23 protein-coding genes are annotated in these 22,945 nt (G+C 68.6%); all 23 read right to left on the bottom strand.

The features are described from left to right. Positions 1–104 precede the first annotated feature (104 nt). Positions 105–1,664: a Do family serine endopeptidase gene (locus CH339_RS21050; RefSeq protein WP_111436361.1), complete on the bottom strand. Its 1,560-nt coding sequence runs from the start codon at positions 1,662–1,664 to the stop codon at positions 105–107. A 231-nt stretch (positions 1,665–1,895) separates the two neighbouring features. Next, on the bottom strand, positions 1,896–3,131 hold the full coding sequence (locus CH339_RS21045) for a bifunctional alpha/beta hydrolase/OsmC family protein (protein ID WP_111436360.1): 1,236 nt from the start codon (positions 3,129–3,131) through the stop codon (positions 1,896–1,898). An 87-nt stretch (positions 3,132–3,218) separates the two neighbouring features. Then, positions 3,219–3,707, bottom strand: coding sequence for a cytochrome c-type biogenesis protein (locus CH339_RS21040; protein WP_111436364.1), 489 nt, complete (start codon positions 3,705–3,707; stop codon positions 3,219–3,221). Positions 3,708–3,730: 23 nt separating this feature from the next. Continuing rightward, positions 3,731–5,707: a heme lyase CcmF/NrfE family subunit gene (locus CH339_RS21035; protein WP_111436358.1), complete on the bottom strand. Its 1,977-nt coding sequence runs from the start codon at positions 5,705–5,707 to the stop codon at positions 3,731–3,733. A 61-nt stretch (positions 5,708–5,768) separates the two neighbouring features. Further along, the gene (gene ccmE, locus CH339_RS21030; RefSeq protein WP_111436357.1) at positions 5,769–6,212 is read right to left on the bottom strand and encodes a cytochrome c maturation protein CcmE; all 444 of its coding nucleotides are present in this window, start codon (positions 6,210–6,212) and stop codon (positions 5,769–5,771) included. Between the two features lie 34 nt (positions 6,213–6,246). After that, positions 6,247–7,440 (bottom strand): c-type cytochrome biogenesis protein CcmI, encoded by a 1,194-nt coding sequence (ccmI, locus tag CH339_RS21025; protein ID WP_111436356.1) that lies wholly within the window; start codon positions 7,438–7,440, stop codon positions 6,247–6,249. Positions 7,441–7,652: 212 nt separating this feature from the next. Next, positions 7,653–9,050 carry a hypothetical protein gene (locus CH339_RS21020; RefSeq protein ID WP_111436355.1) on the bottom strand — a complete coding sequence of 466 codons (1,398 nt, stop codon included), beginning with the start codon at positions 9,048–9,050 and terminating at the stop codon, positions 7,653–7,655. A gap of 158 nt (positions 9,051–9,208) precedes the next feature. Further along, positions 9,209–9,655 (bottom strand): RT0821/Lpp0805 family surface protein, encoded by a 447-nt coding sequence (locus CH339_RS21015; RefSeq protein ID WP_111436354.1) that lies wholly within the window; start codon positions 9,653–9,655, stop codon positions 9,209–9,211. Between the two features lie 192 nt (positions 9,656–9,847). Beyond that, positions 9,848–11,392, bottom strand: a complete 1,545-nt coding sequence (locus tag CH339_RS21010) for an ATP-binding protein (protein WP_111436352.1) — start codon at positions 11,390–11,392, stop codon at positions 9,848–9,850. After that, entirely contained in the window at positions 11,382–12,053 is a 672-nt protein-coding gene (locus CH339_RS21005) for a response regulator transcription factor (RefSeq protein ID WP_111436351.1), read from the bottom strand. Before CH339_RS21005 ends, CH339_RS21010 begins: the two co-directional genes overlap by 11 nt. Positions 12,054–12,088: 35 nt before the next feature. Beyond that, positions 12,089–12,355 (bottom strand): PepSY domain-containing protein, encoded by a 267-nt coding sequence (locus tag CH339_RS21000; protein WP_201240931.1) that lies wholly within the window; start codon positions 12,353–12,355, stop codon positions 12,089–12,091. A 121-nt stretch (positions 12,356–12,476) separates the two neighbouring features. After that, positions 12,477–13,901: a DUF2793 domain-containing protein gene (locus CH339_RS20995; protein WP_111436350.1), complete on the bottom strand. Its 1,425-nt coding sequence runs from the start codon at positions 13,899–13,901 to the stop codon at positions 12,477–12,479. Continuing rightward, positions 13,894–17,805: a baseplate multidomain protein megatron gene (locus CH339_RS20990; RefSeq protein WP_111436349.1), complete on the bottom strand. Its 3,912-nt coding sequence runs from the start codon at positions 17,803–17,805 to the stop codon at positions 13,894–13,896. Before CH339_RS20990 ends, CH339_RS20995 begins: the two co-directional genes overlap by 8 nt. Before the next feature lie 13 nt (positions 17,806–17,818). Then, positions 17,819–18,265: an NlpC/P60 family protein gene (locus tag CH339_RS20985; RefSeq protein ID WP_111436347.1), complete on the bottom strand. Its 447-nt coding sequence runs from the start codon at positions 18,263–18,265 to the stop codon at positions 17,819–17,821. Next, on the bottom strand, positions 18,262–19,152 hold the full coding sequence (locus CH339_RS20980) for a phage/gene transfer agent baseplate hub protein (protein ID WP_111436346.1): 891 nt from the start codon (positions 19,150–19,152) through the stop codon (positions 18,262–18,264). Before CH339_RS20980 ends, CH339_RS20985 begins: the two co-directional genes overlap by 4 nt. Next, entirely contained in the window at positions 19,149–19,796 is a 648-nt protein-coding gene (locus CH339_RS20975; protein ID WP_111436344.1) for a DUF2460 domain-containing protein, read from the bottom strand. Before CH339_RS20975 ends, CH339_RS20980 begins: the two co-directional genes overlap by 4 nt. A gap of 172 nt (positions 19,797–19,968) precedes the next feature. Then, positions 19,969–20,535: a phage tail tape measure protein gene (locus tag CH339_RS20970; protein ID WP_111436342.1), complete on the bottom strand. Its 567-nt coding sequence runs from the start codon at positions 20,533–20,535 to the stop codon at positions 19,969–19,971. A gap of 11 nt (positions 20,536–20,546) precedes the next feature. Beyond that, entirely contained in the window at positions 20,547–20,801 is a 255-nt protein-coding gene (locus tag CH339_RS20965; RefSeq protein WP_276329889.1) for a phage tail assembly chaperone, read from the bottom strand. Continuing rightward, complete coding sequence (locus CH339_RS20960) at positions 20,765–21,142, bottom strand: gene transfer agent family protein (RefSeq protein ID WP_111436339.1); 378 nt, start codon at positions 21,140–21,142, stop codon at positions 20,765–20,767. Before CH339_RS20960 ends, CH339_RS20965 begins: the two co-directional genes overlap by 37 nt. Before the next feature lie 15 nt (positions 21,143–21,157). Continuing rightward, positions 21,158–21,571: a phage major tail protein, TP901-1 family gene (locus tag CH339_RS20955; protein ID WP_111436338.1), complete on the bottom strand. Its 414-nt coding sequence runs from the start codon at positions 21,569–21,571 to the stop codon at positions 21,158–21,160. Positions 21,572–21,595: 24 nt separating this feature from the next. After that, positions 21,596–22,006, bottom strand: a complete 411-nt coding sequence (locus tag CH339_RS20950) for a DUF3168 domain-containing protein (RefSeq protein WP_111436337.1) — start codon at positions 22,004–22,006, stop codon at positions 21,596–21,598. Continuing rightward, positions 22,003–22,335 (bottom strand): phage head closure protein, encoded by a 333-nt coding sequence (locus tag CH339_RS20945; RefSeq protein ID WP_111436336.1) that lies wholly within the window; start codon positions 22,333–22,335, stop codon positions 22,003–22,005. The genes CH339_RS20950 and CH339_RS20945 overlap by 4 nt, the downstream gene beginning before the upstream one ends. Next, positions 22,332–22,945 (bottom strand): head-tail connector protein (locus CH339_RS20940; protein WP_210207384.1); only part of this gene is annotated, 614 nt, incomplete at its 5' end. The genes CH339_RS20945 and CH339_RS20940, both read right to left, overlap by 4 nt.

Below are 22,945 nucleotides of genomic sequence, written 5' to 3'. Positions count from 1 at the left end.
GGCAGGCCGGATGGCGAGGCCTGCCGTCCCGAGACGCCGGTTCCGTGTGGGGGGATCGGGGATGAGGCACCACGGAACCGGACATCTTGCTGCGGCTGGAGGGACTAGCCGCGGCTGAGCGGGATGGCGACGAAGCGTGCGGTGTCGCCGTTCTGGACCCGGAGCAGGGCCGCCTTGCGGCCGGAGCCCTTGACGTCGTCGATGGCACGGGCGACGTCGCTCGGGGATTCGACGGCGGTTCCGGCGACTTCCAGGATCACGTCACCGACCTTGAGGCCGCGGGCGGCGGCATCGCTGTCCGGGTCGATGTCGGTGATGACGACGCCCTCATCGGCGGCGCCGGTCCCGGCGGCCGGGACGACGGCGATGCCGAGGTCTTCCAGCGTGGCGCTCGAGGACGGCGTTCCGTCTTCGTTGCCGGTCTCGCTGTCGGCGCTGGCGACGCGGTCGTTCAGGCGACCGAGCTTGACGTCGATGGTGCGGGTCTTGCCGCCACGCAGCACCTCGACCTTGACCGTGCTGTCCGGCTGGTAGCCGGCGACGACGCGGGCCAGTTCCTTGGAGTTGTCGATCTTCTCGCCATCGACGGCGGTGACCACGTCACCGGTCTTCAGGCCGGCCTTTTCAGCCGGGCTGTTCGGCTGCACCTCGGCCACCAGCGCACCGGTCGGTTCGTCGAGCGCAAGGCTGTCGGCGATGTCGCCGGTGACGCTCTGGATGTGCACGCCGAGCCAGCCGCGGACCACCTTGCCGTCGTCCTTGAGGTCGGCAACGATCTGCTTGACGGTCGACGCCGGGATGGCGAAGCCGATGCCGATCGAGCCGCCGGAGGGCGAGTAGATGGCGGTGTTGACGCCGACGACGTTACCGTCGAGGTCGAAGGTCGGGCCGCCGGAGTTGCCGCGGTTGATCGGGGCGTCGATCTGCAGGAAGTCGTCATAGGGGCCGGCGCCGATGTCGCGGCCGCGCGCCGAGACGATGCCGGAGGTGACGGTGCCGCCGAGGCCGAACGGGTTGCCGACCGCCATCACCCAGTCGCCGACGCGGACGTCCTTGTCGGCGAAGGAGACGAACGGGAAGCCGCCATTGTCCTCGATCTTGACGAGGGCGAGGTCGGTCTTTTTGTCGGTGCCGATCACCTTGGCGGTGTAGGTCTTGCCGCCCTGGACGGTGACGGTGACCTCTTCGGCGTTGTCGACGACGTGGTTGTTGGTGACGATGTAGCCGTCGGAGGAGATCAGGAAGCCGGAGCCCTGGGCCATGGCATAGGGATGGCGGCCGCGGCGCTGGTGCCAGCGCTTGCCCTGGTCGTCGCCGCGGTTACCGAAGCGCTCCTCGCCGAAGCGGCGGAAGAAGCGCTCCAGCGGATGGCCGTCCGGGAAGTCCGGGAACTCCTGGAAGAACGACACGTTCGGGGTGGCTTCGGTCTTGACGCTGATGGAGACGACCGCCGGGCTCACCTTCTCGGCAAGGTCGGCGAAGCTGAACGGCTTCATGGTCGTCTGGGCGCTCTCGGCAAAGGCCGGGGTGGACTGCACCAGGGCCGACTGGCCGATCATGCCGCCGGCGACGCCAAGGGCCAGGACGCTGGCCATCAGGGCGCGCTTGGAGGACGGGATGATGGCGGCGGTCCAGCCGGCGCGTCGGGGGGAATTATTCGTCATCGGTCGGTGTTCTCCTGTCGAACATTCTCAGTTCAAGAGTGAAGCGAAACGTTGAGGCCGGCGACGGGGATCGCCGTGCGACTGACAGGCAATATGGGGCGGGTCGCCTTACAGCGCCCTGTCGATTGGATTAAACTTTTGTAAGATTCCAAGGAGATACCGGCTGGGTGCGGCCGTCACAGTGCCCGGTTGCCGGGATTTCGCGATCCTGCCGCTGTTCACCGCCGGGGATTAGTCCGAGTCCACCAGCCGGGTGACGACGGCGGCGCCGGCATGCAGCGTCTTGTGCACCGGACAGCGGTCGGCGATCTGGCGCAGGCGCTCGCGGGTGTCGTCGTCGAGGTCGCCGTCGATGGAGATCATCCGCTCGAAGCGGTCGATCTTGCCGTCGCGGCCGCGCACCTCCTCGCTGCAGTCCTCACAGTCGGCGGCATGCACCTTGCCGTGGGAGACCTCAACGGAGATGTGCTCGACCGGCAGCTTCTTGTGGTCCGCATACATCCGCAGCGTCATGGTCGTGCAGGCGCCGAGGGCAACCGACAGGTAATCGTAGGGCGAGGGACCCGTATCGTCGCCGCCATAACCCTCAGGCTCGTCGGCGAGCAGGCGGTGGCGGCCGGCCTGGACATAGGCCTGGAAGGTGCCCTCACCGGTCTCGGAGACGCGCACCGCCTTCTCGTGAGGATCCTTGGCCGGCGGCTCGGCGCCGACATAGCGCCCGGCCCAGGCGGCGATCACCTCCGCTGCATAGGCGGCGTCCGAGGGATCGCTGATCAGGTGGTCGGCGGTATCGAGCGAAATGAAGCTTTTCGGGTGCCTGGCGGCGACGAACAGGGCCGTTGCGTTCTCGATGTCGACGACCTCGTCGCGCGGCGCGTGCAGGATCAGGAGCGCCTTCTTCATCTCCTTGACGCAGTCGCGCACGCTCTGGCCGCGCACGTCGCGGAGGAAATCCTCGCGGATGCGGAATTCGCGGCCGGCAAGGGTGACGGTCGCCGCGCCGGTCCGTTCGATCTCGTCCAGATGGGCGTGGAAGGCGCGGGTCACGTGGTCGGCGTCGGCCGGGGCGCCGATGGTGGCGACCGCCACCGCCTCCGGGACCCCGGCGGCCGCTGCCAGAACGGCTGCCCCGCCCAGCGAATGGCCGACGAGCAGCTTCGGCGCCTCGAAATTGCTGCGCAGATACTCGGCGGCGGCGAGGATGTCGCCGACATTGGAGGAAAAGTCGGTGTTGGCGAATTCGCCTTCGGAGGAGCCGAGGCCGGTGAAGTCGAAGCGCAGCACGGCAAAGCCGTTGCGCGCCAGCTCGCCGGCGATGCGCCTGACGGCGGCCAGGTCCTTGGAGCAGGTGAAGCAGTGGGCAAACAGCGCGGTGGCACGGACCGTGCCGGCGGGAAGATCGAGCCGGGCCGCAAGCGGCTTGTCGAGACTGCCCTTGAACGAAATGCGCTGGACCTCGGCCGACATCGAACTCCCCCTTGGCGATTCCCGCATCGCAACAAGCGCCGACAATAGGGGATCGAAGGGGTTTTGCCGAGCCGGATCGCGACCGGATCAGCCGCCTTTGCGGTCTTTCAGAACCTTTTCCAGTTCGGCCCGTTCCGCATCGGTCAGCTCGACGGGACCGCGCGGTCCGGCGGCGGCGGCGCTGCGCTGGCGGCGCCAGGCAAAGAACACGGCGACGATGCCGAGCACCAGAACCGCCGGGGCGGTCAGCCACAGGATCAGGGTGTGGCCGCCGAAGCGCGGCTTCAGGAGCACGAACTCGCCGTAGCGGTTGACCAGGTAGTCGATGACTTCCTCGTTGCTGTCGCCGGCCTTGAGGCGGTCGCGGACCAGCACGCGCAGGTCCTTGGCCAGTTCGGCGTTGGAATCGTCGATCGACTGGTTCTGGCAGACGAGGCAGCGCAGGCCCTCGGAAATCTCGCGGGCGCGGTGCTCCAGCTTCGGATCCTTCAGCATCTCGTCCGGCTCGACGGCGTGAACGGCCGCCGGCAGGGCGAGCCAGAACACCGTGAGGAAAAGGGCGGCGATCCGCTTCATCGTCATTCGCTCCTTGGGCGCGGTCATTCCGCGGCCGCAACAGTGCGGCGGGCGCGGGTCGGCGCGCCGACCCGGAGACGCCGGTCGCTGAGGGAGAGGAGCCCGCCGAAGGCCATCACCACGCAGCCGAGCCAGACCAGGAGCACCAGCGGCTTCCAGTAAAGGCGGACGGCGACGCCGCCGGCATTCATCTCATCGCCGATGGCGAGATAGATCTGCGAAAAGCCGATGGAGCGGATGGCGGCTTCCGAGGTCGGCATGCCCCGTGCGGTGTAGACGCGCTTGGAGGGCGTCATGACGCCGAGTTCCCTGCCGTCGCGGGCGATCCGGAAGCGGGCGGCGATCTCGCGGTAGTTGGGGCCGGCACGGCCCTCAGACCCAAGGAACGTCGCCTCGTAGCCGCCGATGGTGGCGGTCTCGCCCTCTTTCATGACGCGGATGTTCTCAAGCTGCCAGGCGGAGGTGGTGACGATGCCGAGCACGGTGACGCCGACGCCGAAATGGGCAAAGGCGGTGCCCCAGGCGGAGCGCGGCAGGCCGACGGCGCGGCGCAGCGAGTTGCCGGCGGGCACCCGGAACAGCTTGATGCGGCTGGCGATGTCGGCGATGGCGCCGATCATCATCCAGGCGGCGAGCGCGATGCCGAGAATGGCGAGTAGCGGGCCGCCATCCATCGCCCAGGCGGTGATCAGCGCGGTCAGGATGACAAGGCCGAGGACCACGGCAAGGCGCTGGGCCACGGCAAGGATATCGCCGCGCTTCCAGGCCAGGAACGGGCCGAACGGCATGACGATCAGCGCCGGCAGGATCAGCGGCCCGAAGGTCATGTTGAAGAACGGCGCGCCGACGGAGATTTTCTCGCCGGTGGTCGCCTCAAGGGCGAGCGGATAGAGCGTGCCGATGAGGACGGCGGCGCAGGCGGCCGTCAGGAACAGGTTGTTGAAGACCAGCGCGCCCTCGCGGCTGATCGGCGCGAACAGTCCGCCGCGGCGCAGGCTCGGCGCGCGCCAGGCAAACAGCGCGAAAGCGCCGCCGATGAAGGTCGCAAGGATCAACAGGATGAAGACGCCGCGGGTCGGGTCGCTGGCGAAGGAATGCACCGAGGTGAGCACGCCGGAGCGGACCAGGAAGGTCCCGAGCAGCGACAGCGAGAAGGTGAGGATGGCCAGAAGGATGGTCCACACCTTCAGGGCGTCGCGCTTTTCCATGACGATGGCCGAATGGAGCAGCGCCGAGCCGGTCAGCCAGGGCATGAAGGAAGCGTTCTCGACCGGATCCCAGAACCACCAGCCGCCCCAGCCGAGCTCGTAATAGGCCCAGTAGGAGCCCATGGCGATGCCGAGGGTCAGGAAGATCCAGGCGATCAGCACCCACGGCCGGACCCAGCGCGCCCAGGCCGCGTCGATGCGCCCCTCGATGAGCGAGGCAGCGGCAAACGCAAAGGCGATCGAGAAGCCGACATAGCCGAGATAGAGCAGCGGCGGATGCACGGCGAGGCCGATGTCCTGCAGGATCGGGTTGAGGTCCTGGCCCTCCATCGGAGCCGGAAAGATGCGCGCAAACGGATTGGAGGTCGTCAGGATGAACAGCAGGAAGGCGGCGGCGATCCAGCCCTGGACGGCGAGCACATTGGCCTTCAGCGTCGCCGGCATGTTGTGGCCGAAGGCAGCGACGAGCGCCCCGAAGAAGGCGAGAATCAGCGCCCACAGCAGCATGGAGCCTTCGTGATTGCCCCAGACGCTGGTGAACTTGTAGATCAGCGGCTGGGTCGAATGGGAGTTCGCCCAGACCAGTTCCAGCGAGAAATCGGACTGCACGAAGGCCTGGGTCAGGGCCGCGAAAGCGAGGCCGACGAACAGGAACTGGGCGGCGGCGGCTGGCGATGCCACCGCCATCAGCCGCGGATCGCCGCGCTGGGAGCCCCAGATCGGCAGCACCGACTGGATGAGCGACAGGGCGAAGGCAAGCACCAGGGCGTAGTGGCCGAGTTCTGCGATCATCGTCTCGTTGTCCCCTTGGTCGTTCTGCCTGCCGCGCCGATGCCGGTCGTGCCGGACGCCGTCAGTTGGTTTCCGTGTCTCGCCAGACGCCCTGCTTCTTCAGGGAATCGGCGACTTCCTTGGGCATGTAGTTCTCGTCGTGCTTGGCCAGCACCGTATCGGCGGCAAAGGTGCCCCCGGCGGCCAGCATGCCTTCCACGACGACGCCCTGCCCCTCGCGGAAGAGGTCCGGCAGGATGCCGGTGAAGGTCACCGGCACGTCATTGGCGGTGTCGGTCACCGTAAAGGTCACCGTCGTGCCCTGACCGCGCACCACCGTGCCCTCCTTGACGAGGCCGCCGAGGCGGATGCGCTGCTGCGGCGGCACCGGATGCTCGGCGATGTCGGTCGGGCTCTGGAAGAACACGATCTGGTCGGTCAGGGCATAGAGGATGAGGCCGACCGCGCAGGCGACCACGACACCGGCAATACCGATCAAACTCAAGCGACGTTGTTTGCGTGTCATCGCGACACCTGTCTCCCTTACGCTAGATCAATACCTAAAGCGGTATCCCCAGCCCCCCGGCTGCCTGTTCGATACGGGCCCTGGCCGCGGCGTCGCCGCCATGGGCGGCAATGGCCTTCGCCGCCGCCTGCCTGGCCTCGTCCTTCTTGCCCAGCACCATGTAGGCGTTCATCAGACGGATCCACTCGTCGGCCGATCCGCCATCGGTCTCGAGCCGCTCGGCAAGGCGCGCGACCATGTCGTTGATCATCGACTGGCGATCTTCGGTATTCATCTCGCGGGCCGCGGCGACGTCGTCGGCGGACGGACCGGGTGCCGCGGGCGCCTCGGCTGCCGGCTGTTGCGGCTGCGCTTGCGGCGCGGCGGCGACCTCCGGCATCTTGACGGGAAGCCCCGCCCCCTTCTGCGCCTTTTCCAGCTCCGAGCGGGCAAAGCGGACCCAGGCCTCGCGCGGATCGGTCGTCTTCAGGAATTCTTCCCAGGCGGCGGCGGCTTCCTTGAAGCTGCCCTCCTGGTTGAGGGCGACGGCGAGAAAGAACCGCGGCTCGACGGCGTCGGGCGCATGTTCCAGGGCACGCCGGAACGCGGCCTTGGCGTCCTCGACCACCTTGCCGCCCTCGCGAGCGACGATGGATTCGCCGAGGCCTATCTGCAGCTTGGCGTTGGAGCCCAGAAGCTCGATCGCCTTGCCGAAGGCGGTCACGGCGTCGCTCGGCCGGTTGACGCGCAGATAGACGGGCGCCACCAGCGACCAGGCGGTGCCGTCGCTCGGATTGTCCTTCAGATAGGCCTCCGCTCCTTCCAGCAGCCGTGCCACATCGCCGCCATGGGGCGAGGTGGCGGGCGCGCGCGCCGACAGCGGCTGGTCGGGAATGCCCGGCGAGCCGACGGCGAGGTAAAGCGCAACGCTGATCACGGGAACCAGCACGATGGCGGCGGCCGCGGCCGCCCAGGGCATCCGCGAGCGCTTCGGCGGCTGGGCCTTTTCTTCGGCTTCGGAGGCACGCAACAGGCGCCGGGCGATCTCGGCGCGCGTCGCCTCGGCCTCGGCGGAATTGATGAGGCCGCTATCCAGGTCCCTCGACACCTCGTCGAGCTGGTCCTTGTAGACCGCCACGTCGTGGGCGGCGGCGGGCGTCAGCTTTTTGCCCGACTGCAGCACCAGCGGCACGATCACGGCGACCACCGCGACCACCGTCATGACTGCAATCAGTGTCCAGAGAACCATCACTTGCAACCTGTTCGCATTCCATTGCGCCGTTATGACATAACGCGCATTCGGCGCAGGGCCGTCGTGACAAGGTGTCACGGCGAGGCGCCCGCTTGAGCCGGCCGGCGAGGCGATGCCTATCCCGGCTGACGCATATGAGCAAGCGCCGCCTCTATCAGATTTTTGTCATGGGGAAAATGCGCCAGCGCAATCGCGCCGGGCAAGCGGTATCAGGTGCCCGTCGCGCGCTTGTCGAGGTTGGCAACGGCATTGTTGCGGGTGCGCTGCAGGCCGTAGGCGTAATCCTCGTCGAAGACGATGCGGGAGAAATCGATGGCCGCGTCGAGTTTCTTGATCGGCAGGTCGCAGGTGCCGGCCTCCCCGGCGCGGACGCGCTCCAGCAGCCCGTAGGACAGGGTCTCGACGGACTGGCGAACGTTGCGCCAGGTCCGCGACTGCAGGTCGTTGAGGGCAAGGCTGTCGACGGCGCGACGGGCCGCGGTCAGGATATGCAGGGCACGGGTGGCGTCAGCGACCATATGCACGTCGAGCACACCGCTGGCATCGTCGGACACCCTCAGGATGCGCCGGACGAGGGCGATCGCCGGTTCGATCTCGATGCCGACCCGGTCCGACATCTTGCGCCGGGCAGCGGCGAGCGTCGCGCTCCACTCGCCGTATTCCTCGATCTGGATGTCGACGTCGAGGGCACGCACGAGTTCGTGGTAGCGGTCGATCATCCCGGTCAGGGTGTCGATGTCCTTGCCGCCCTGCTGGGCTTCTGTGAAGCCCATGACCAGACGCCCGACCTCCGACAGCAGCACGTCGATGAAGGCGCGATAGGGCGGAACGTCGATCTTTTTCACCGAATCGGCCCGGGCGAGCCCCTTGGTGACGGCGACCAGGAAGACCGCGGACGGCAGCCGGTCGAGCAGTGCGGCGGCGATAAAGGCCGGGTCCTTGGGAAACGAGCCGAGGAATGCCTTCAGGACCTTCAGCGTGTAGCCGTCCGGCGCGAAGTCCGCAGCCGTGAAACGCGCCGGCATCTTCTTGAAGAAGGAGGCGAATTCGCGTTCGTGGGAGAGCACCGCGATGAGGTCTTCCAGATCCTCCATCTGGTCGCCGCCGCCCAGTTGCGCGGCGAGCCGCTGCTTGCCGCGCGGCACCTGCTGGATGTCCTTGAGGTGGGAGCGCATGACCCGGAGGGTCTCGGCGCGGATCTGGGCCGTCTGCTCCTCGATCTGGTCGTCGTCGATGTCGCCGGTGCCCTCGCCCTTCAGCACGGCGACCAGCGGATCGGGGGCGACGTCGCGCGAGATCCAGCCCCAGATGCGCTCCAGGGAGGCGCGGGCGATGCGGCCGCGCTGGCGCTTCTGCAGTTCGCCGTCATAGAGGAACGGCTCCACCGGGCGGAAAAAAGCGCGCATGATCATGTCGGCGCGCTCGGCCTCCGTTGCGCGTTCGCGCACGACCGATCTGGCGACAGAAAGGAACAGTTTTCGCTGTGCGTCGGAAAGGCCGTTGCCGCCCGCGGTCTCCAGCTTGGCGAGGAACATCTTGCGCGCCTGCGGCGACAGGCTGAGCAGGTATGTCTTCACCTTTTCTTCGATCAGCGCTTGATTGGCCATGGAGTGCCGACCCGAGCCCCTTTGTCTTTTCCGACATCCTCGATTGTCTAAAAAGACCGAAAACCCCTTAAGATTTTGCTTATCGCGGGGGAAAATCGGCCGCGAAAACGGGCCGCAGGCCCGTCCGGACGCGGCATCGGGAACCGAATGGGAGAGGGTCAGGAGACCGAGCGCCAGGTCTCGTTCGGCTGGCGGCAGGCGGTGCCGCGGAAGACCTTGGGAGCGTCGTCGACGAAAATCGTGTGGGAATAGTCGCGGCAGCGGGAGTTGTTGATGGTGTAGGTCGGTCCGGGGATAACCTCGCCCCGGTTTCCGGAAGACGGGTTCTTCCAGGCGACCGGCGAGCCGGAGCGGTTGAACTCCAGCGCGCGGAACTGCGCCTCGTAAATCGCCTGGCGGTCCTCGTCGTCGAGCTCGGGACTGATTTCCTGGCCGATCAGTGCCTCGATGGCGGCGCCGGCCTTGCTTTTCGGGATCGGCTCGCCGCTGCCGTAACGGCTCTTCAGCGAGACGTCGTCCCCGGAGCTGCTCGAAAGGCCGAGCGTGTCGCACCCGCCGACAAGGCCGGCCAGGGCGGCGCCCACAATGAGTGCTCCGATCCGCATCGTCGTCAATCCACAGTCTCGTCGCCCGGGACATCTTTGCCAGGGAAATCGTTGCCAGGGACGGGCCGGCCGGCTCCGCCGCCGCACGCTTTCGCGACCAATGGTAGCACGTTACCGACAGTGAAGCGCATGCCACAAAATGATGGCTGAATTGCGCCCAGACACGCTAGATGGGGCCGCCCGGCGCCAATGTCAAAGCGCCGGCAGTGAAAGTGTTGCGCGCAGCCCGCCGGCCGGCGCCGCGTCGAGGTGGATATCGCCGCCGTAGAGGCGCACCAGTTCGGTGACGATGGACAGGCCGAGGCCGGACCCCGGGACGGTCTCGTCGAGCCTGCGGCCGCGCTTGATCGCTTCCTCGCGCTCGGACGGCGTCAGCCCCGGGCCGTCGTCGTCGACGTGGATCAGCATCATGTCGCGGTCGACCCCCGGCCGGCGCGCGGCGGCGGTGATCGTCACCGTCACCTCGGACGCCGCCCATTTGCAGGCATTGTCGACGAGGTTGCCGAGCATTTCCTCGAAATCCTGCTGCTCGCCGCGGAACGCCGGGGGCTTGGCGGCGTCGACCTTCAGCGTGACGGTCTTTTCCTCGTGGATGCGGCGCATGGCGCGCAACAGGCGCTCGGTGACCGGGCCGACGTCGGTGACGGCGCCGATGACCCGGCGCTGGGCGGCAATGCGCGCGCGTTCCAGGTGGCGGGTGATCTGCACGCCCATCTGCTCTGCCTGCTCGCGGACCTTGCGGGCGAACGGCGTGTCCTCCCTGCGCGCCTCGTTGACGACGACGCTGAGCGGCGTCTTCAGGGCATGGGCGAGATTGCCGACATGGGTGCGGGCGCGCTCCACGACCTCGCGGTTGGAATCGATGAGGGCGTTGAGCTCTTCGGCCAACGGCTCGATCTCTGCGGGGAAGTCGCCGTGCAGGCGGTCGGCGGCGCCGGTGCGGATGGCGTAGAGCGCGTTGCTCATGCGCTGCAGCGGCCTGAGGCCAACCTGGACCTGGAAGATGACGGCGACGATGATGCCGAAGCCCATCACCGCCAGGGTCATGGCAACGGTGGAGCGGAAGGAGGCGATGTCGGCCCGGACCTCGTCGGCATTGCCGGCAACGGCGATGCGGAAGGTGCCGCGTTCGGGGAAGCTGATCTCGCGCTCGATGACGCGCAGTTCCTCGTCGTTGGGGCCGGGAACATAGCCGCGCCAGGTGCGGGTCTCGTCGGCCTCGGCGCCGAACCGGCTCGGCAGGGCCAGCGCATCGCCGAGCAGCGAGCCGGAGGTCATGACAAGTCCGGTGGCGTTGTCGGAGCCGACCTGCCAGTACCAGCCCGACAGGGGCAGCTCGAAGCGCGGCTCGCCGAGGCTGCCGGGATCGGGCGGGCCGATGGTGGCGGTGTCGTCGTCGGCGTCCGGCTCGGATTCCGATTGCGATGCGCTGTCCGGCCCGGTCCCGGCGTGCGTCCCGGCCTCGGTTTCGGACCGTGCCGCGGCCGGCGCCTCGTCCTGGGTCTTGTCCTGGGTCTCGGCCGGCGTTTCGCCCTCGGTCTCGAGCGGGGGCAGCGATTCGGCGCTGACCATCTCCCCGACCAGAAGCTTCAGATAGACGTTCAGCCGCTCGTCGAAGGAGCGCTCGACGGAGTTCTGATAGACGGCGGACAGGATGAAGCCAGCGAAGATCAGCGCCACCGCACTCCACACGGCCGCGCCGATGAACAGCCTTGAGGAGAGCGACCTAGGCGTCATTCGCCGGTGCCGAAATCCGGTAGCCGAGCCCGCGCACGGTCTCGATGACGTCGACCGCGAGCTTGCGCCTGAGGCGCCCGACGAACACCTCGATGGTGTTGGAATCGCGGTCGAAGTCCTGGTCGTAGAGGTGTTCCACCAGTTCGGTGCGCGAGACGACCCGGCCCATATGGTGCATCAGATAGGCGAGCAGCCGGTATTCGTGGGAGGTGAGCTTGACCGGGTTGCCGTCGACGGTGACGCGGCCGGCGCGGGTGTCGAGCCTGAGGGTGCCGCATTCGATCTCGGCCGAGGCGTGGCCGGCGGCGCGGCGCACGAGGGCGCGCAGGCGGGCCAGCACCTCCTCCATATGGAACGGCTTGGCGACGTAGTCGTCGGCGCCGGCGTCGATGCCGGCCACCTTGTCGCTCCAGCGGTCGCGGGCGGTCAGGATCAGCACCGGCATGGTGCGACCTTCGCGGCGCCACTCCTCCAGCACCGAAATGCCGTCCATCTTCGGCAGGCCGATGTCGAGCACCACGGCGTCGTAAGGCTCGGTATCGCCGAGGAAGTGGCCCTCCTCGCCGTCGCTGGCGGTATCGACCGCATAGCCGGCGTCCTTCAGGGCCTCGACAAGCTGGCGATTGAGATCGGGGTCGTCCTCGACCACCAGAATACGCACGATCGATCTCCTTTTGAGGGCGTTACTAAAGGCTGCTAGGGCGACGCGCCGATCCGCTGCACCCGCACCTTGCCTTTTTTCGACAGCACGGTAACGCGATAGAAATAGCGCCGGCCGCTCTGGCACAGCCGCGCCTTGACGATCTCGCCCCGCACCTTCTGGCGCACGCTCGACAGGCGCACGGCATCGCCGCGCGCGATGACCTGGCGTGCTTCCTTGTTGGTCAGACATTTGGCGTCGGCGGCAGCCGGGAGGGCCGCCAGCATCACTGCCAGCAACATCGATACCAGGGCTGTGCGCATCCATCTCGTCATGATGGGCCAACCTCTAAGGGGTGGCGGGTGAATGGTTCATGAATGCCGATATGGCACCCGCGTTCAACCGGGCAAAGTGACGATCGCACCAGTACCAGGTCATGGATTTTCAGAATTCGGCGTCATAGTCGACCATGCCGCGCCAATAAATTCGCCCGGTCCCGCTCGATGGCGCCTGTAACGTCGCCCCCAGCAGATCGGTCGCCAGAACGTCGGCCGAACCGACATCGAGGTTGGCGCTGGCAAAGACATGGACCGTCACGGCAGGCGCGGCGCGAAGGGCGGTTGTCGGCGGTGCCGTGGTCCAGGACGGCGATGTCTGGCCGGCGGAGCTGGCGTATCCGGATGAGGCGAAGGGCACGCTTGTGGTATAGTAGCGGGCGCACAGCATCTGCTCCAGACCGACCGGGCGGCGCTCGAACGGCGTCGCCAGAGCGCCGGTTTCCAACTGCACGCGGCGGAATGACGCGCCCGACGCGGAAAGCGACAGGGTGACCTCGCCGGTGGCGCCGGCATCGAGCGTCACCGTGGCGCCGCGCCGTCCGCTACCGGCAAAGATCGTCGCGCCCGTTCCCGCGACATCGACCGTGATGTCGGCGCTCGGGTCGTCCACCGAAACGGTCACCGTCTCGCCGGCGAGGCCGGGATCCTCGATGACCTGGACGAGCGATCCGGAGGCAAGCGTGACGACGCCCGCAGCAACGCTGTAGTCGGCGCCGCCGGCGCCCGCCTTCCAGCGGTCGTGGCCGTAGCTGCCGGCGGCGAGCGCACCGCCGGCAAAACCGCGCTGGTTGACCGCGAAATCGCCGTTGATCAGGAGATTGCGCAGGCCGGCCAGGGGGCCGCCATTGAGCGCGGCCAGCATCGCGCCGTTCGGCAACCCCAGGGCACCGGTCGCCGGATCAGCAACGAAAACGTCGGACCAGGCACTGCCGTCGGCGCTGACCTTGGCGCGCAGCGCATCGTCGCCGGCAAGGCCGATCTCGGCCCGCCCCGACCAGGCGTCCTGGAACAGCAGCGAGGCGGTATTCGCCGATGCCTCCTTGGTGACGACGAAGCGGACGTCGCCATTGCCGCCGTCGGCCACCTCCACGGGCGCGAACAGGACGGCGTTCGACTTCACCGCCAGCCTGTTGGTGGCGTCCGGCGTGGTGTTGACGCCGAGCCGCTCATATTCGGCGGTCAGCGAGGCGCCGGTCTCAATGGCGACCCAGTCGCTGCCGGTCCACGCGACGAAGCTGCCTGGGTCCGCATCCCAGCAGAACCAGCCGGGCTCCGGCTCCAGGAACGTCCAGATGCCGTCGAGCCGGTGGGCGATGCGGTTGTCGCGGCCGGCCCAGGCGCCGGTCGCGCCGACGGCGACGATGTGGCGATCGCCCTCGTGCGGCCCGCCCGGCGGCGCGGTGCGGGTGCGGTCCTTGACGGCAAGCTGGCAGACCGCATCGAGGCGCATCAGGGCCTCGTTGTGGGTGACGTGCTTTTGCGCCTGGGACGCCTCGATGAGGGGGAGCTTCAGGTGGGGGGTGTCAGACATGGACGATCGCCTCGCGCGCAATGCCGGCGACACGGGCGCCGAGCTGGGTGACCCTCAGGTGATAGCTGTCTTGAAGCGCGCCGAAGTCGGCGGCCTGGTCGGCGGCGGCATAGGTGACGGCCGGCTCGCTCACCTCGAAGGACCGGGCCGGCGTGCCGCCCGACAGGACCTCGACCAGATAGCGCTCGCGCTCCTCGCCGAGGGGCACGTCCAGACCGCTCCAGCCGTCGCCGTCGATGCGGGTCCGCCGGACCCAGGAAAAGGCGATGTCGCCGCTCGCCGCGATGCGCCGGCCGCTGAGGTGGGTCGGGCTGAACGGCCTGAGGCCGCGACCGCCGGCGGCGAAGGTGACTTCCGCCATGGCGGCATCGGCGACAGTGCGCCGCGACGGGCCGATGCGGTAGATGCGCTCCAGGCCGATCTCGTCGCCGCGGATCGGAATCTGTTCCACGGCCGCGTCGAGGACGACGAAATCGGCACCGGCCGCAGCGCCGGCCGCCATGGCGTCCTCGGTGCCGAGCTGGCCGCGCAGGAGCCGGGTCAGCGTGTAGGTGTTTTCGGCGACGAGGTCGGCGGCCGCGAACTGCAGCACCTCCCATGCGCCGTTGGCCGCGCGCACGGCGACCGCATTGGCGCCGGCAAGGACGGAGCGATCCTCGCGGGAGGAGAGGCTGCCGCGGACCAGCGCCACGGTGAGCGCGTTGGCGGTGTCCCAGCGGGCAAGCGGGCCGGGCGACAAGGGCGCCTCGAGACTGCCGATGATCGCGCGATAGGAGAGCATCGCGACCCGGCTGTAACTCGCGCCCGTCGTCGACCGCCAGACCGCGACCGTTCCCGGCCAGGGCCTTGCGCTGACGGCGATGCGCGGACGGTGGTGCGGCTCGTCCGGATCGATCACAGGCACGTCCAGCATCACCACATCGGGTGCGCCGAAGACGGTCGGGCGCGCCTGTCTGCCGATGGCCGCCGGCGCCGGCGCCGGCCGGAACACGTCCGGGTCGATGGCCCTGGCGGAGATGCGCCTCAGCCCCGCATCGACCACCTCGGTGACGAGGAGCGGCCGGCCCCCCTCACCGTCCATGAGCGTGACGAGATCGCCCGGCTCGATGGCGACGCGGTCGCGGCGCAGCGCGAATTCGAAGCGCTCGCGGCCGGCCCAGGCGTCGTGCAACAGCATCTCGGCCGTCTCCTGCATGAAGGAGGGCGGGGCGATCGCCGGCACGCTCAGGCTTTCCAGGCGCGCGCTGCCGCCTGCGGTGCGCCGTGCGGAGGCCGCGCCGCTCTCGAAATCGCGAAGGCCGTCGAAAAAGCCGATCCGCACCTCGTTCGGCAGTTCGGTCTCCTGGCCTCTCGTGACGGTCATGCGCGGATCGTCGTCGGCGTCGACGGCAAGATCGTCGGCGTCGATCTCGATCCGGCTCTGGCACAGATAGTCGGCAAAGCGCAGCGCCCGGCCGGTGTCGACGGCGGAGAAGTGGAAGGTCGCGGCGAGCGGCTCCAGGATGTCGCGGGCGCTCTTGGGGCCGTCGACGACATAGCCGTCGAGGACGCCGGCGACGCCGGCAATCTCGAAATCGTCGACCTCGTGGTCGCCCAGCACCGCCTCGATGAGGGCGGCCAGTGTGACGCCGCCGAGGCGGCCGGTCAGCCAGTGGCCGAGATGCCAGTTGTCGCCGTCGGACCAGACGTCGGTGAGCGCGGGAAAGGCCGGATAGGGCCGCGCGTCCCAGGTCCAGAAGTGGATGTTGTCCGGGTTGAGCATGCGCCCGCCATAGACGGACGACAGCGGATTGGAGCCGCCGACATGGTCCGGGTCGGACGGCTCCCAGTAGGACATCGTCGCTTCCAGGAAACGGCGTTGCATGAAGTCGTCGCGCCGGCCGCTGGAGAAATAGGGAAAGAAGGACTCCGAGGATTTCGGGTCGTAGAAGACGTTCGGCTGGTTGGCGCCGCGGTCGATCGCCGGGCAGCCGAGCTCGGTGAACCAGATCGGCTTGGATTCCGGCACCCAGGCCGTGTGCGAGGCGGACTGGGTCCCGCCCGGCCGGTCGTAATGGCGGTGCGACCACCAGGAGACCAGGTCCTTGTAGCGGAACACCCAGGGCTTGCCGTGGGCGCCGTCGGTGATCGGCGTGCGGACCTGCTTGTTGCGGTCCGAGGCCGAGGCGTAATACCAGTCGAAGCCCTCGCCGCCGGCGACGTTGGCGCGCAGATAGGCGAGGTCGTAGATCGAACAGGCGTCTTCCGTATCGTCGTGGTCGCCGTCGCGCCAGTCGGCGAGCGGCATGTAGTTGTCGATGCCGACCACGTCGATGGCGCCGTTGGCCCAGAGCGGGTCGAGGTGGAAATAGACGTCGCCGCTGCCGTCGGTCGGCTGGTAGCCGAAATATTCCGACCAGTCGGCGCCGTAGGTGATCTTGGTGGAGGCGCGCAGCACGACGCGGGCGTCTTCGGCCAGGTCCACCAGTCCCTCGACGAAGGGAAAGATCGCCGCGCCGGAGCGGACCTGGGTCATGCCGCGCATTTCCGCGCCGATCAGGAAGGCGTCGACGCCGCCGGCCTTTTCGCACAGATGCGCGTAGTGGAGGATCATCCGCCGATAGCTCCACTCGTTCGGCCCGGAATAGGCGACCTCGCCGCCGGCGATCGCAAAGTCGTTGCGGCTGCAGGTGCCGACGAAATTCTCCACCTGGGTGCGCGCGGCAAAGGTCTTGTCCGGCGAGCCGCTTGTCCCCGGTGCCGGATGGCAGGTGATGCGGCCGCGCCAGGGATAGGGCGGCTGCTCGCTGCGGCCATAGGGGTCCGGCAGGCCGCTGTCGGCGGCAACGTCCATCAGGATGAACGGATAAAAGACGACCCGGAGCCCGCGGCTCCTCAAATCCCGGATCGCCGCCTCCACGGTCTCGTCCGACGGCGTGCCGCCATAGGCCGGTCGGCCGTTGATGCGCGAGACCAGATGGGCGTTGGCGCGGCTGAGGGTTGCGACGCCCCAGGTGGCGCCTTTCATCTTGCGATTGCGGTCTTCGACGCCCGGCTTCAGGTCGCACGCGCCGCAGCGCAGGTCGTCGCCGAACCAGGCGACGACGAGAGCGACGCTCTCAAGGTTCGGGCAGAGCTCTTCCAGCTCGTCGATCGAGGCCAGCCAGTCGGTCTCGGCAAGGCCGGTGTGGCGGTTGTCGCTGATCGTCTCGCCGCCGGCGCCGCGCCGCGTCACCAGCCGGTCGTAGTAGCCGAATTCGGTGGAGGACGGGATGACGGTCACCGCCTTCACCATCTTTTCCAGCCGGTCGATGACGTGGACGACCTCGAAGGTAAGCTGCGGCAGGCGGTTGCCGAAGGCCTCCAGCGGCATCCGCTCGAACACCACATAGGCGGTGCCGCGATAGCCGGGCACAGAACCCGTCCCTTCGACCTCTTCGATCAACGGATCGGGATCGGCACCCGACTTTCCCGTGTGGATGCGGAAATCGTAGAGCGACTGGTCGAGCGGCTTGCCGTCGGCCCAGATGCGGCCGATGCGCGTGACCGGCCCTTCGCACAGGGCAACGGCGAAATTGGCATAATAGGAATAGGTGGTGGTGGTCGTGGTGCCGCCACCGCCCTTGCCGCCGCCGCCGCTTTCCTCGACCTCGACGACCTCCTCGTAGTCGGTCGCCCAGATCACCTGGCCGGCGATGCGGGCGCGGCCATAGACCTTGGGAATCGGCCGGCCTTCGGTCGACGATTGAACGGAAAGATCGGAGAGCGGCGTGCCGACGGTCTTTTCGATGTCGGGCGCCAGCAGGCTGCGGTCGATGACGTTGCCGGCGAGCGCGCCGACGGCACCGCCGAGGATGCCGCCGAAGCCGCCGAACAGGGCTCCGCCGACGGCCTGGCCGGCCACCTGCAGGACGAGGGTCGCCATCAGTCGGTCTCTCTCAGTCGGTCAGATCGGGAAAGGAAAAGGCATGGGCGAGCCGCCGCGCCCAGGATGGGGCGAGCGCGGCCTCGGCGACCGAGCGGCCCTCATGGGCATGGACGATGCGGCCGGGGGCAACGAGGATCGCGGCGTGCTTTGCCGGCAGGTGCGGGCGCCAGCGAAACAGCACGACGTCGCCGGCACGGGCGTCCGCAACGTCGACGGCAACGAGGTGGCGTTCGGCGGCGGCAAGCAGGGTATCGGCGCCGCCGGCCTCGGCCCAGTCGGCGGTGTAGGCCGGGACCTGTTCCGGCTCGGCGCCGTAAAGCGCGCGCCAGATGCCGCGGACGAGGCCCAGGCAGTCGCAGCCGACGCCCTTTCTGGACGCCTGGTGGCGATAGGGCGTGCCGATCCAGCTGCGGGCTTCCGCGACAATCGCCGCGCGGGTGGCGGTGGACGTGGTCATGCCTTGTCGCGCCTCCTGCCCTCGTTCTCGCCCTCCGGCGAGGGATAGGAGAGCGCGAAGTCGTTGCCGGGCATGTGCGGGAAACCGCGAAACGCCTCGGCATTGCCGAATTTCTCCTGGCAGGTGGCGAAGCGCTTGTCGCAGCCGGCCCGGACGGTGAAGGTGTCGCCCTCCCCGATCGCACGTCCGGCCGCCTGCCACAGGGTCAGGAGGTGTCCGGAGCCGACCGTGTGGCGCTTGACCTCGGCGGAAAACGACTTGTTGGCGCCGGAGGTCCAGGTCAGCGTTCCGCGGGAGAACCAGGCGTCGTCGAAGCCGGCAAGGCCGCTTGCGGTGATCGTGCGGCGACCGTCGGTCTCGGTCACCGTGCCGGTCGCCTTGTAGGCCGCATTGCCGAGATTGACGCCGCAGCGCTCGTCGCCGAGGTCGGCGTCGCAGTGGCTGGCGAATATGCGCCCGCGCGGCTGGTCGAGCCTGGACGCCAGGCTCCGCAGCTCGGCCCGGAACGCGCCGTCGGCCGTCTCCACCTCGCCGATATGGCCGGTCGCCACGTGCAGTCGTTGGCCGACGGCGTCCCAGTTGACCAGCCAGATTTCCACCCGCGCATCGTCCCAGAGGCCGGCACCGAGGTCGGCCGCGTCGAGACCGTCCAGCGCCAATGCGCCCTCAACCTCGCCGCCGGCAACGGCAAGACCCGGTCCGGCCGTCGCCTCGCTGGCGGCGAGTCCCGCGGCAGGGTCGTAGGAGACGCCGCCGAAAGCGAGAACGCGGTCGTGGTCGGTGAAGCCGACCGTGACGCCGTCGCGCCGCTCCGCCTTCCAGCAGTGGCAGAGCGTGGTGACGCCGCCGGCCAGGTGATCGATGAGGTCGGTCGGGACGGTCTTCACGGCAGGATCTCCACCAGCGGCACACTCGGCAGCTCGCCGGCCTCGAAGGCGGCGAGGTTGATCTCAAGCCGGTCGGTGTCGAAGCGCACCGGCACGTCGAATTCGAAGCCGGCCCTGATGACGGCATCGGCCGCCGGCGTTTCGGCAGAGGAGAAGGTGACGATGCCGGTCGCCGCATCGAGGGCGAAATCGGCGCCCTCGTCCTTCTCTGCGCCGTCGACCGCGACGCGCACCGTGCCGGCCACCGGCTTGGCGATGCTGCGGGTGTATTTGGTGCTCGACGAGCCGTAGACCTTGACGAGCTGGAAGGCGCGCGTATCGCCGTCGCCGGTGCCGATGCGGCAATCGGTCGGGGCCGGCGTTGCCGTCGGCGCGCAGGACTTCCAGTCGAGCGGGTCGCGGAACCGGAAGCCATGCAGCCGGCCGCGCCGCTCCTCGAAGAAGACGATCACCTCGTGCAGGTCGTTAAGGGTGCGGATGCCGTAGCCGGCATCGAAGCGGCGGCGCGATTCGGCCCAGCGCGTGTTGCGCTCCTCGCGGCCGGAGCCGAGGCGCACGACCTCAGTCTGGCGCTCCGGGCCGCCGGTGGAATTGAAGGCGAGATCGGTCGGAAAACGGACCTCGTGGAAGGCCGGATCGGACATCCAAAAACCTCGTCATTTTTGATGTAACGCAAAGAAACAGGCCACCGGAGGGCGCATTCTGACGTTGCAATGCACCCGGTATGGGCAGATGTGCCGACCGGGTAAAAAAGCGGCACTGGCTGCCGCGGCACAGAAACATCAGGTCCCGAGCCCCTCCTCGTCGGCCCTGGTGTCAGAGCCCGCGCCGTCCCCGTCCGACGGCGCGGGCTAGCATTGTCGCCATCTGCCCCTTGGACCGCCTGAAGCCGTCGACGTCCGGCGTCGTCACGTTGAAGGTGACGTTGACGCCGCCGCCGGCCCCCGTGCGCACGCCGAGACGGCCGTCGGGGGAGCGGGCGAGCGGCAGGATCGCTTCCGCGCCCGCCTCGCCGGCAAGGCCGGTGCCGCCTGCCCCCATCGGAAAGTAGGTGGGCGCGGCGACGACGCCGCCGCGGGCAAAGGGCGTGACCTTGCCGGCGCCGGGGCCAAGGACGCCGGCAACGCCGGAGGCAAGGCCCGTCGCCAGCGTGGCGGTCAGCGGCTTCAGCGCCTGGTCGAGCAACTTGCCGGAAATGGCGACCGCGACCTCGCGCATCACCGTGTCGAGCTTTTTGCCCTCCACCACCGCGGCCTTGAGGCCGGACGAGAGCGCGGAGGAAAAGCCGCCAGACAGGGTCTTCAACTCGCGGAAGGTGCGGGCGAGGTCGTCGGCTGTGGCGCGAATGTCGTCCAGGTCTTTGTCGTCGTCGAGACCGGCCATGGTTATTCGTCCTATGGGGTGGGCGTTTCTTGGGGCGTATCGGGGAAAAGCGTCATCAGCCGTTCCAGCCGGGCGCGGCCCGGCGGCTCCGGCGCGATCCCGAAGGCGCCTTCCAGCGCGGCGGCAAGCTCCGGCAATGTCAGGCGCCAGAAGGCGTCGGGCGCGAGATGCAGGCGGCCGAGGCCGGCGCGCATCGCTGGCCCCCAGGGAAACGCCGCGACCGAAGGCGTTACGGCCGCGGCGGCGGAGGGTTTTTTCCGGGCGATCCTTCAGATGCCCCCTCGCCTTCTCGCACCTCGCGGGTGCCGAAGGTGGCCTTTAACAAGTCGGCGGCGATGCGGGCAAAGCCGGTGGCGCTGCCGTCCGCGGTCATCTTCGCAACATCCGCATCGCTGACCGTCTCGCCGGCGCCCCTGAGGCCCGCACCGATGACCTTCGTCAGGTCCGTGGCCGAGAGCCGGCCGGTGGCGAAGCGTTCCGCGAGGCCGGCGAGGTCATCGACGGCGAAGGCCGCTTCCAGTTCGGCGAGGGCCCCGAGCGTCAGACACAGGACGCGCGGGCGGCCGTCGAGCACGGCCTCGATCTCGCCGCGGTGGCGGTTGACCATTTTTCTGTCCTCCCCTCACGCTGCGGAGAAACTGAGTGCGCCGGCGGATTCCAGCGCCATCGAATAGGTCACCTCGCCGGCGTGCTCGCCGGCATATTCGAGCGCCGTGACCTGGAACGGCGCCTCGATGGTGCCGAAGTCCGGCACGATCACCTGCCAGTCGCGGATGTCGCCGGCAAAGAAGATGTCCCGCACAGCCGCGTCGGACGCTGCGTCCTTGAAGATGCCGGTGCCGGTGATGGAGGCCCGGCGCACGCCCGCGCCGGCCAGCAGCTCGCGCCAGCGGCCGGCCGATTCGGAATCGGTGATCTCCACCGTCGCCGCATTGAAGGCGATGGTCCGTGTGCGGAGCCCGACGACGGTGGAAAAGGATCCGCCGCCCGTGGTGTCGACCTTCAACAGAAGGTCCTTGCCCTTTTGAGCACCCATGATTGTCTCCTATGGGAAGCGAAATCAGACGAGCGGTTCGGTGACGGCGCGAAAGCGCAGGTCGCCGCGGAAGCTCTTTTTGTCGGCGAGTTGACGGACCTCCTGGCGCTCCGCGCGCAACCCGACGAGCCGGTGGCCGTCGAGCGCAAGGTCCGCGTCATGGAGGAGCGCGACGATGCGTTCCGTGATCGCATAGACCTCCCTCTTGCCGCCGGCGCGCGAGAGGACGGCGAGCGTCAGGCTGTGCTCCTCGATCGGCGCGATGTCGCCATCGGCGTTGCGGGTGACGACCGGATCGAGCGCCACGAACGGCACCGGCGCATCGCGCGGCGGGCCGTCATGGACGCGCGGCCCGCCGGTCAGTGACGTCAGGTCCGCGTCTCCGGAAAGCAGCGCGTAGACGGCCTTCTGGAGGGCGAAGGCGGCATGGGTCATCGGTGCTCCTCCTCGGCGAGGCACTCGGTCCAGCGGCCGCGCGCGTCCGGGTCGTGGGCAACGAGAATCTTCAAGACCCGCGTGCCGGCAACGAAGCGCATGCCGCCGACAAGGTCCGCCCGGCGGCGCAAAGTGACGCGGTGGGTGACGATGCCGTCGAGGCGGCCGGCGATGTCCGTCTCGGTGGCGCTTGCCGGGGCGATCGCGGCCCAGACGTCGGCAACCGTCACCCAGGAGACCGTCGCGCCGCCGGCGTCGTCGGGCGTGCGCTCCGGCCGCTCCAGCGTCAACCGGTGGTGTAGTTCGCCGATGGTCGGGGGCCGGGTCATATCAGGCGCACCCGGTAGGGCGCGACGAGCGCGGAAAAACCGAGCGGCACCATCACCATGGCCGCATCGTCGGTCGACGCCTGGCGCTGCTCGTACCAGTGGGCGACGAGCATCTTCACAGCATGGCGGAGCGGCGCCGGGACGTCCGCGGCCGCAGCGCCATAGCCGGCGGTGACGTCGACCTCGATGCCGCCGAGGCGGCGGCCGGGGCGCGGCGCGCCCTCGGCAAAGGCGATGCGGGCCGGCACCGAGACGATGTCGGCCTCATAGGCCGCTTCGTCGATGACGGAGGGCGTGCCGTTGCGGTCGTAGACCCGGACCGCGTCGACGCTGAGGACCGGCGAGACGGCAAGGTCGAGCCGGCCGTCGTCGCGGACCGCGTCGAATTGCAGGCGCCACTCCTGAGTCATCAGCCGGCGGTTCGTCACCCGCTCCACATGGGCCCTGGCCGCCGCGATCAGGCTTTCGACCAACGCGTCATCGGTGTCGTCGTCGAGACGGAGATGGTCCTTCACCTCCGCAAGGCTCACCGGCTCGTCGACCGGCGGGGAAATCAGGGTCTGCGGCATCGAAAGGGTTCCCGGAAAAGGCGGCGGCCCCGGATGGGGCC

The organism is Rhodobium orientis, assembly GCF_003258835.1.
Classification (GTDB): Bacteria; Pseudomonadota; Alphaproteobacteria; order Rhizobiales; family Rhodobiaceae; genus Rhodobium; species Rhodobium orientis.
The sequence above is the reverse complement of the archived record's forward strand: the minus strand, read 5'-3'. Positions and strand labels throughout refer to the sequence as shown.

Excerpts from the sequence above, each read along its gene's own strand:
- CH339_RS20945 (WP_111436336.1), bottom strand. The coding sequence starts at position 22,335 with ATGACCCGGCCCCCGACCATCGGCGAACTACACCACCGGTTGACGCTG.
- CH339_RS20970 (WP_111436342.1), bottom strand. The coding sequence starts at position 20,535 with ATGGCCGGTCTCGACGACGACAAAGACCTGGACGACATTCGCGCCACA.
- CH339_RS21020 (WP_111436355.1), bottom strand. The coding sequence starts at position 9,050 with ATGGCCAATCAAGCGCTGATCGAAGAAAAGGTGAAGACATACCTGCTC.
- CH339_RS21000 (WP_201240931.1), bottom strand. The coding sequence starts at position 12,355 with ATGCGCACAGCCCTGGTATCGATGTTGCTGGCAGTGATGCTGGCGGCC.
- CH339_RS20975 (WP_111436344.1), bottom strand. The coding sequence starts at position 19,796 with ATGTCCGATCCGGCCTTCCACGAGGTCCGTTTTCCGACCGATCTCGCC.
- CH339_RS21045 (WP_111436360.1), bottom strand. The coding sequence starts at position 3,131 with ATGTCGGCCGAGGTCCAGCGCATTTCGTTCAAGGGCAGTCTCGACAAG.
- CH339_RS21050 (WP_111436361.1), bottom strand. The coding sequence starts at position 1,664 with ATGACGAATAATTCCCCCCGACGCGCCGGCTGGACCGCCGCCATCATC.
- CH339_RS21010 (WP_111436352.1), bottom strand. The coding sequence starts at position 11,392 with ATGACGCCTAGGTCGCTCTCCTCAAGGCTGTTCATCGGCGCGGCCGTG.
- CH339_RS20960 (WP_111436339.1), bottom strand. The coding sequence starts at position 21,142 with ATGGTCAACCGCCACCGCGGCGAGATCGAGGCCGTGCTCGACGGCCGC.
- CH339_RS20985 (WP_111436347.1), bottom strand. The coding sequence starts at position 18,265 with ATGACCACGTCCACCGCCACCCGCGCGGCGATTGTCGCGGAAGCCCGC.
- CH339_RS20955 (WP_111436338.1), bottom strand. The coding sequence starts at position 21,571 with ATGGGTGCTCAAAAGGGCAAGGACCTTCTGTTGAAGGTCGACACCACG.
- ccmE (WP_111436357.1), bottom strand. The coding sequence starts at position 6,212 with ATGACACGCAAACAACGTCGCTTGAGTTTGATCGGTATTGCCGGTGTC.
- CH339_RS20990 (WP_111436349.1), bottom strand. The coding sequence starts at position 17,805 with ATGGCGACCCTCGTCCTGCAGGTGGCCGGCCAGGCCGTCGGCGGAGCC.
- CH339_RS20950 (WP_111436337.1), bottom strand. The coding sequence starts at position 22,006 with ATGACCCATGCCGCCTTCGCCCTCCAGAAGGCCGTCTACGCGCTGCTT.
- CH339_RS20995 (WP_111436350.1), bottom strand. The coding sequence starts at position 13,901 with ATGTCTGACACCCCCCACCTGAAGCTCCCCCTCATCGAGGCGTCCCAG.
- CH339_RS21035 (WP_111436358.1), bottom strand. The coding sequence starts at position 5,707 with ATGATCGCAGAACTCGGCCACTACGCCCTGGTGCTTGCCTTCGCCCTG.
- CH339_RS21040 (WP_111436364.1), bottom strand. The coding sequence starts at position 3,707 with ATGAAGCGGATCGCCGCCCTTTTCCTCACGGTGTTCTGGCTCGCCCTG.
- CH339_RS21015 (WP_111436354.1), bottom strand. The coding sequence starts at position 9,655 with ATGCGGATCGGAGCACTCATTGTGGGCGCCGCCCTGGCCGGCCTTGTC.
- ccmI (WP_111436356.1), bottom strand. The coding sequence starts at position 7,440 with ATGGTTCTCTGGACACTGATTGCAGTCATGACGGTGGTCGCGGTGGTC.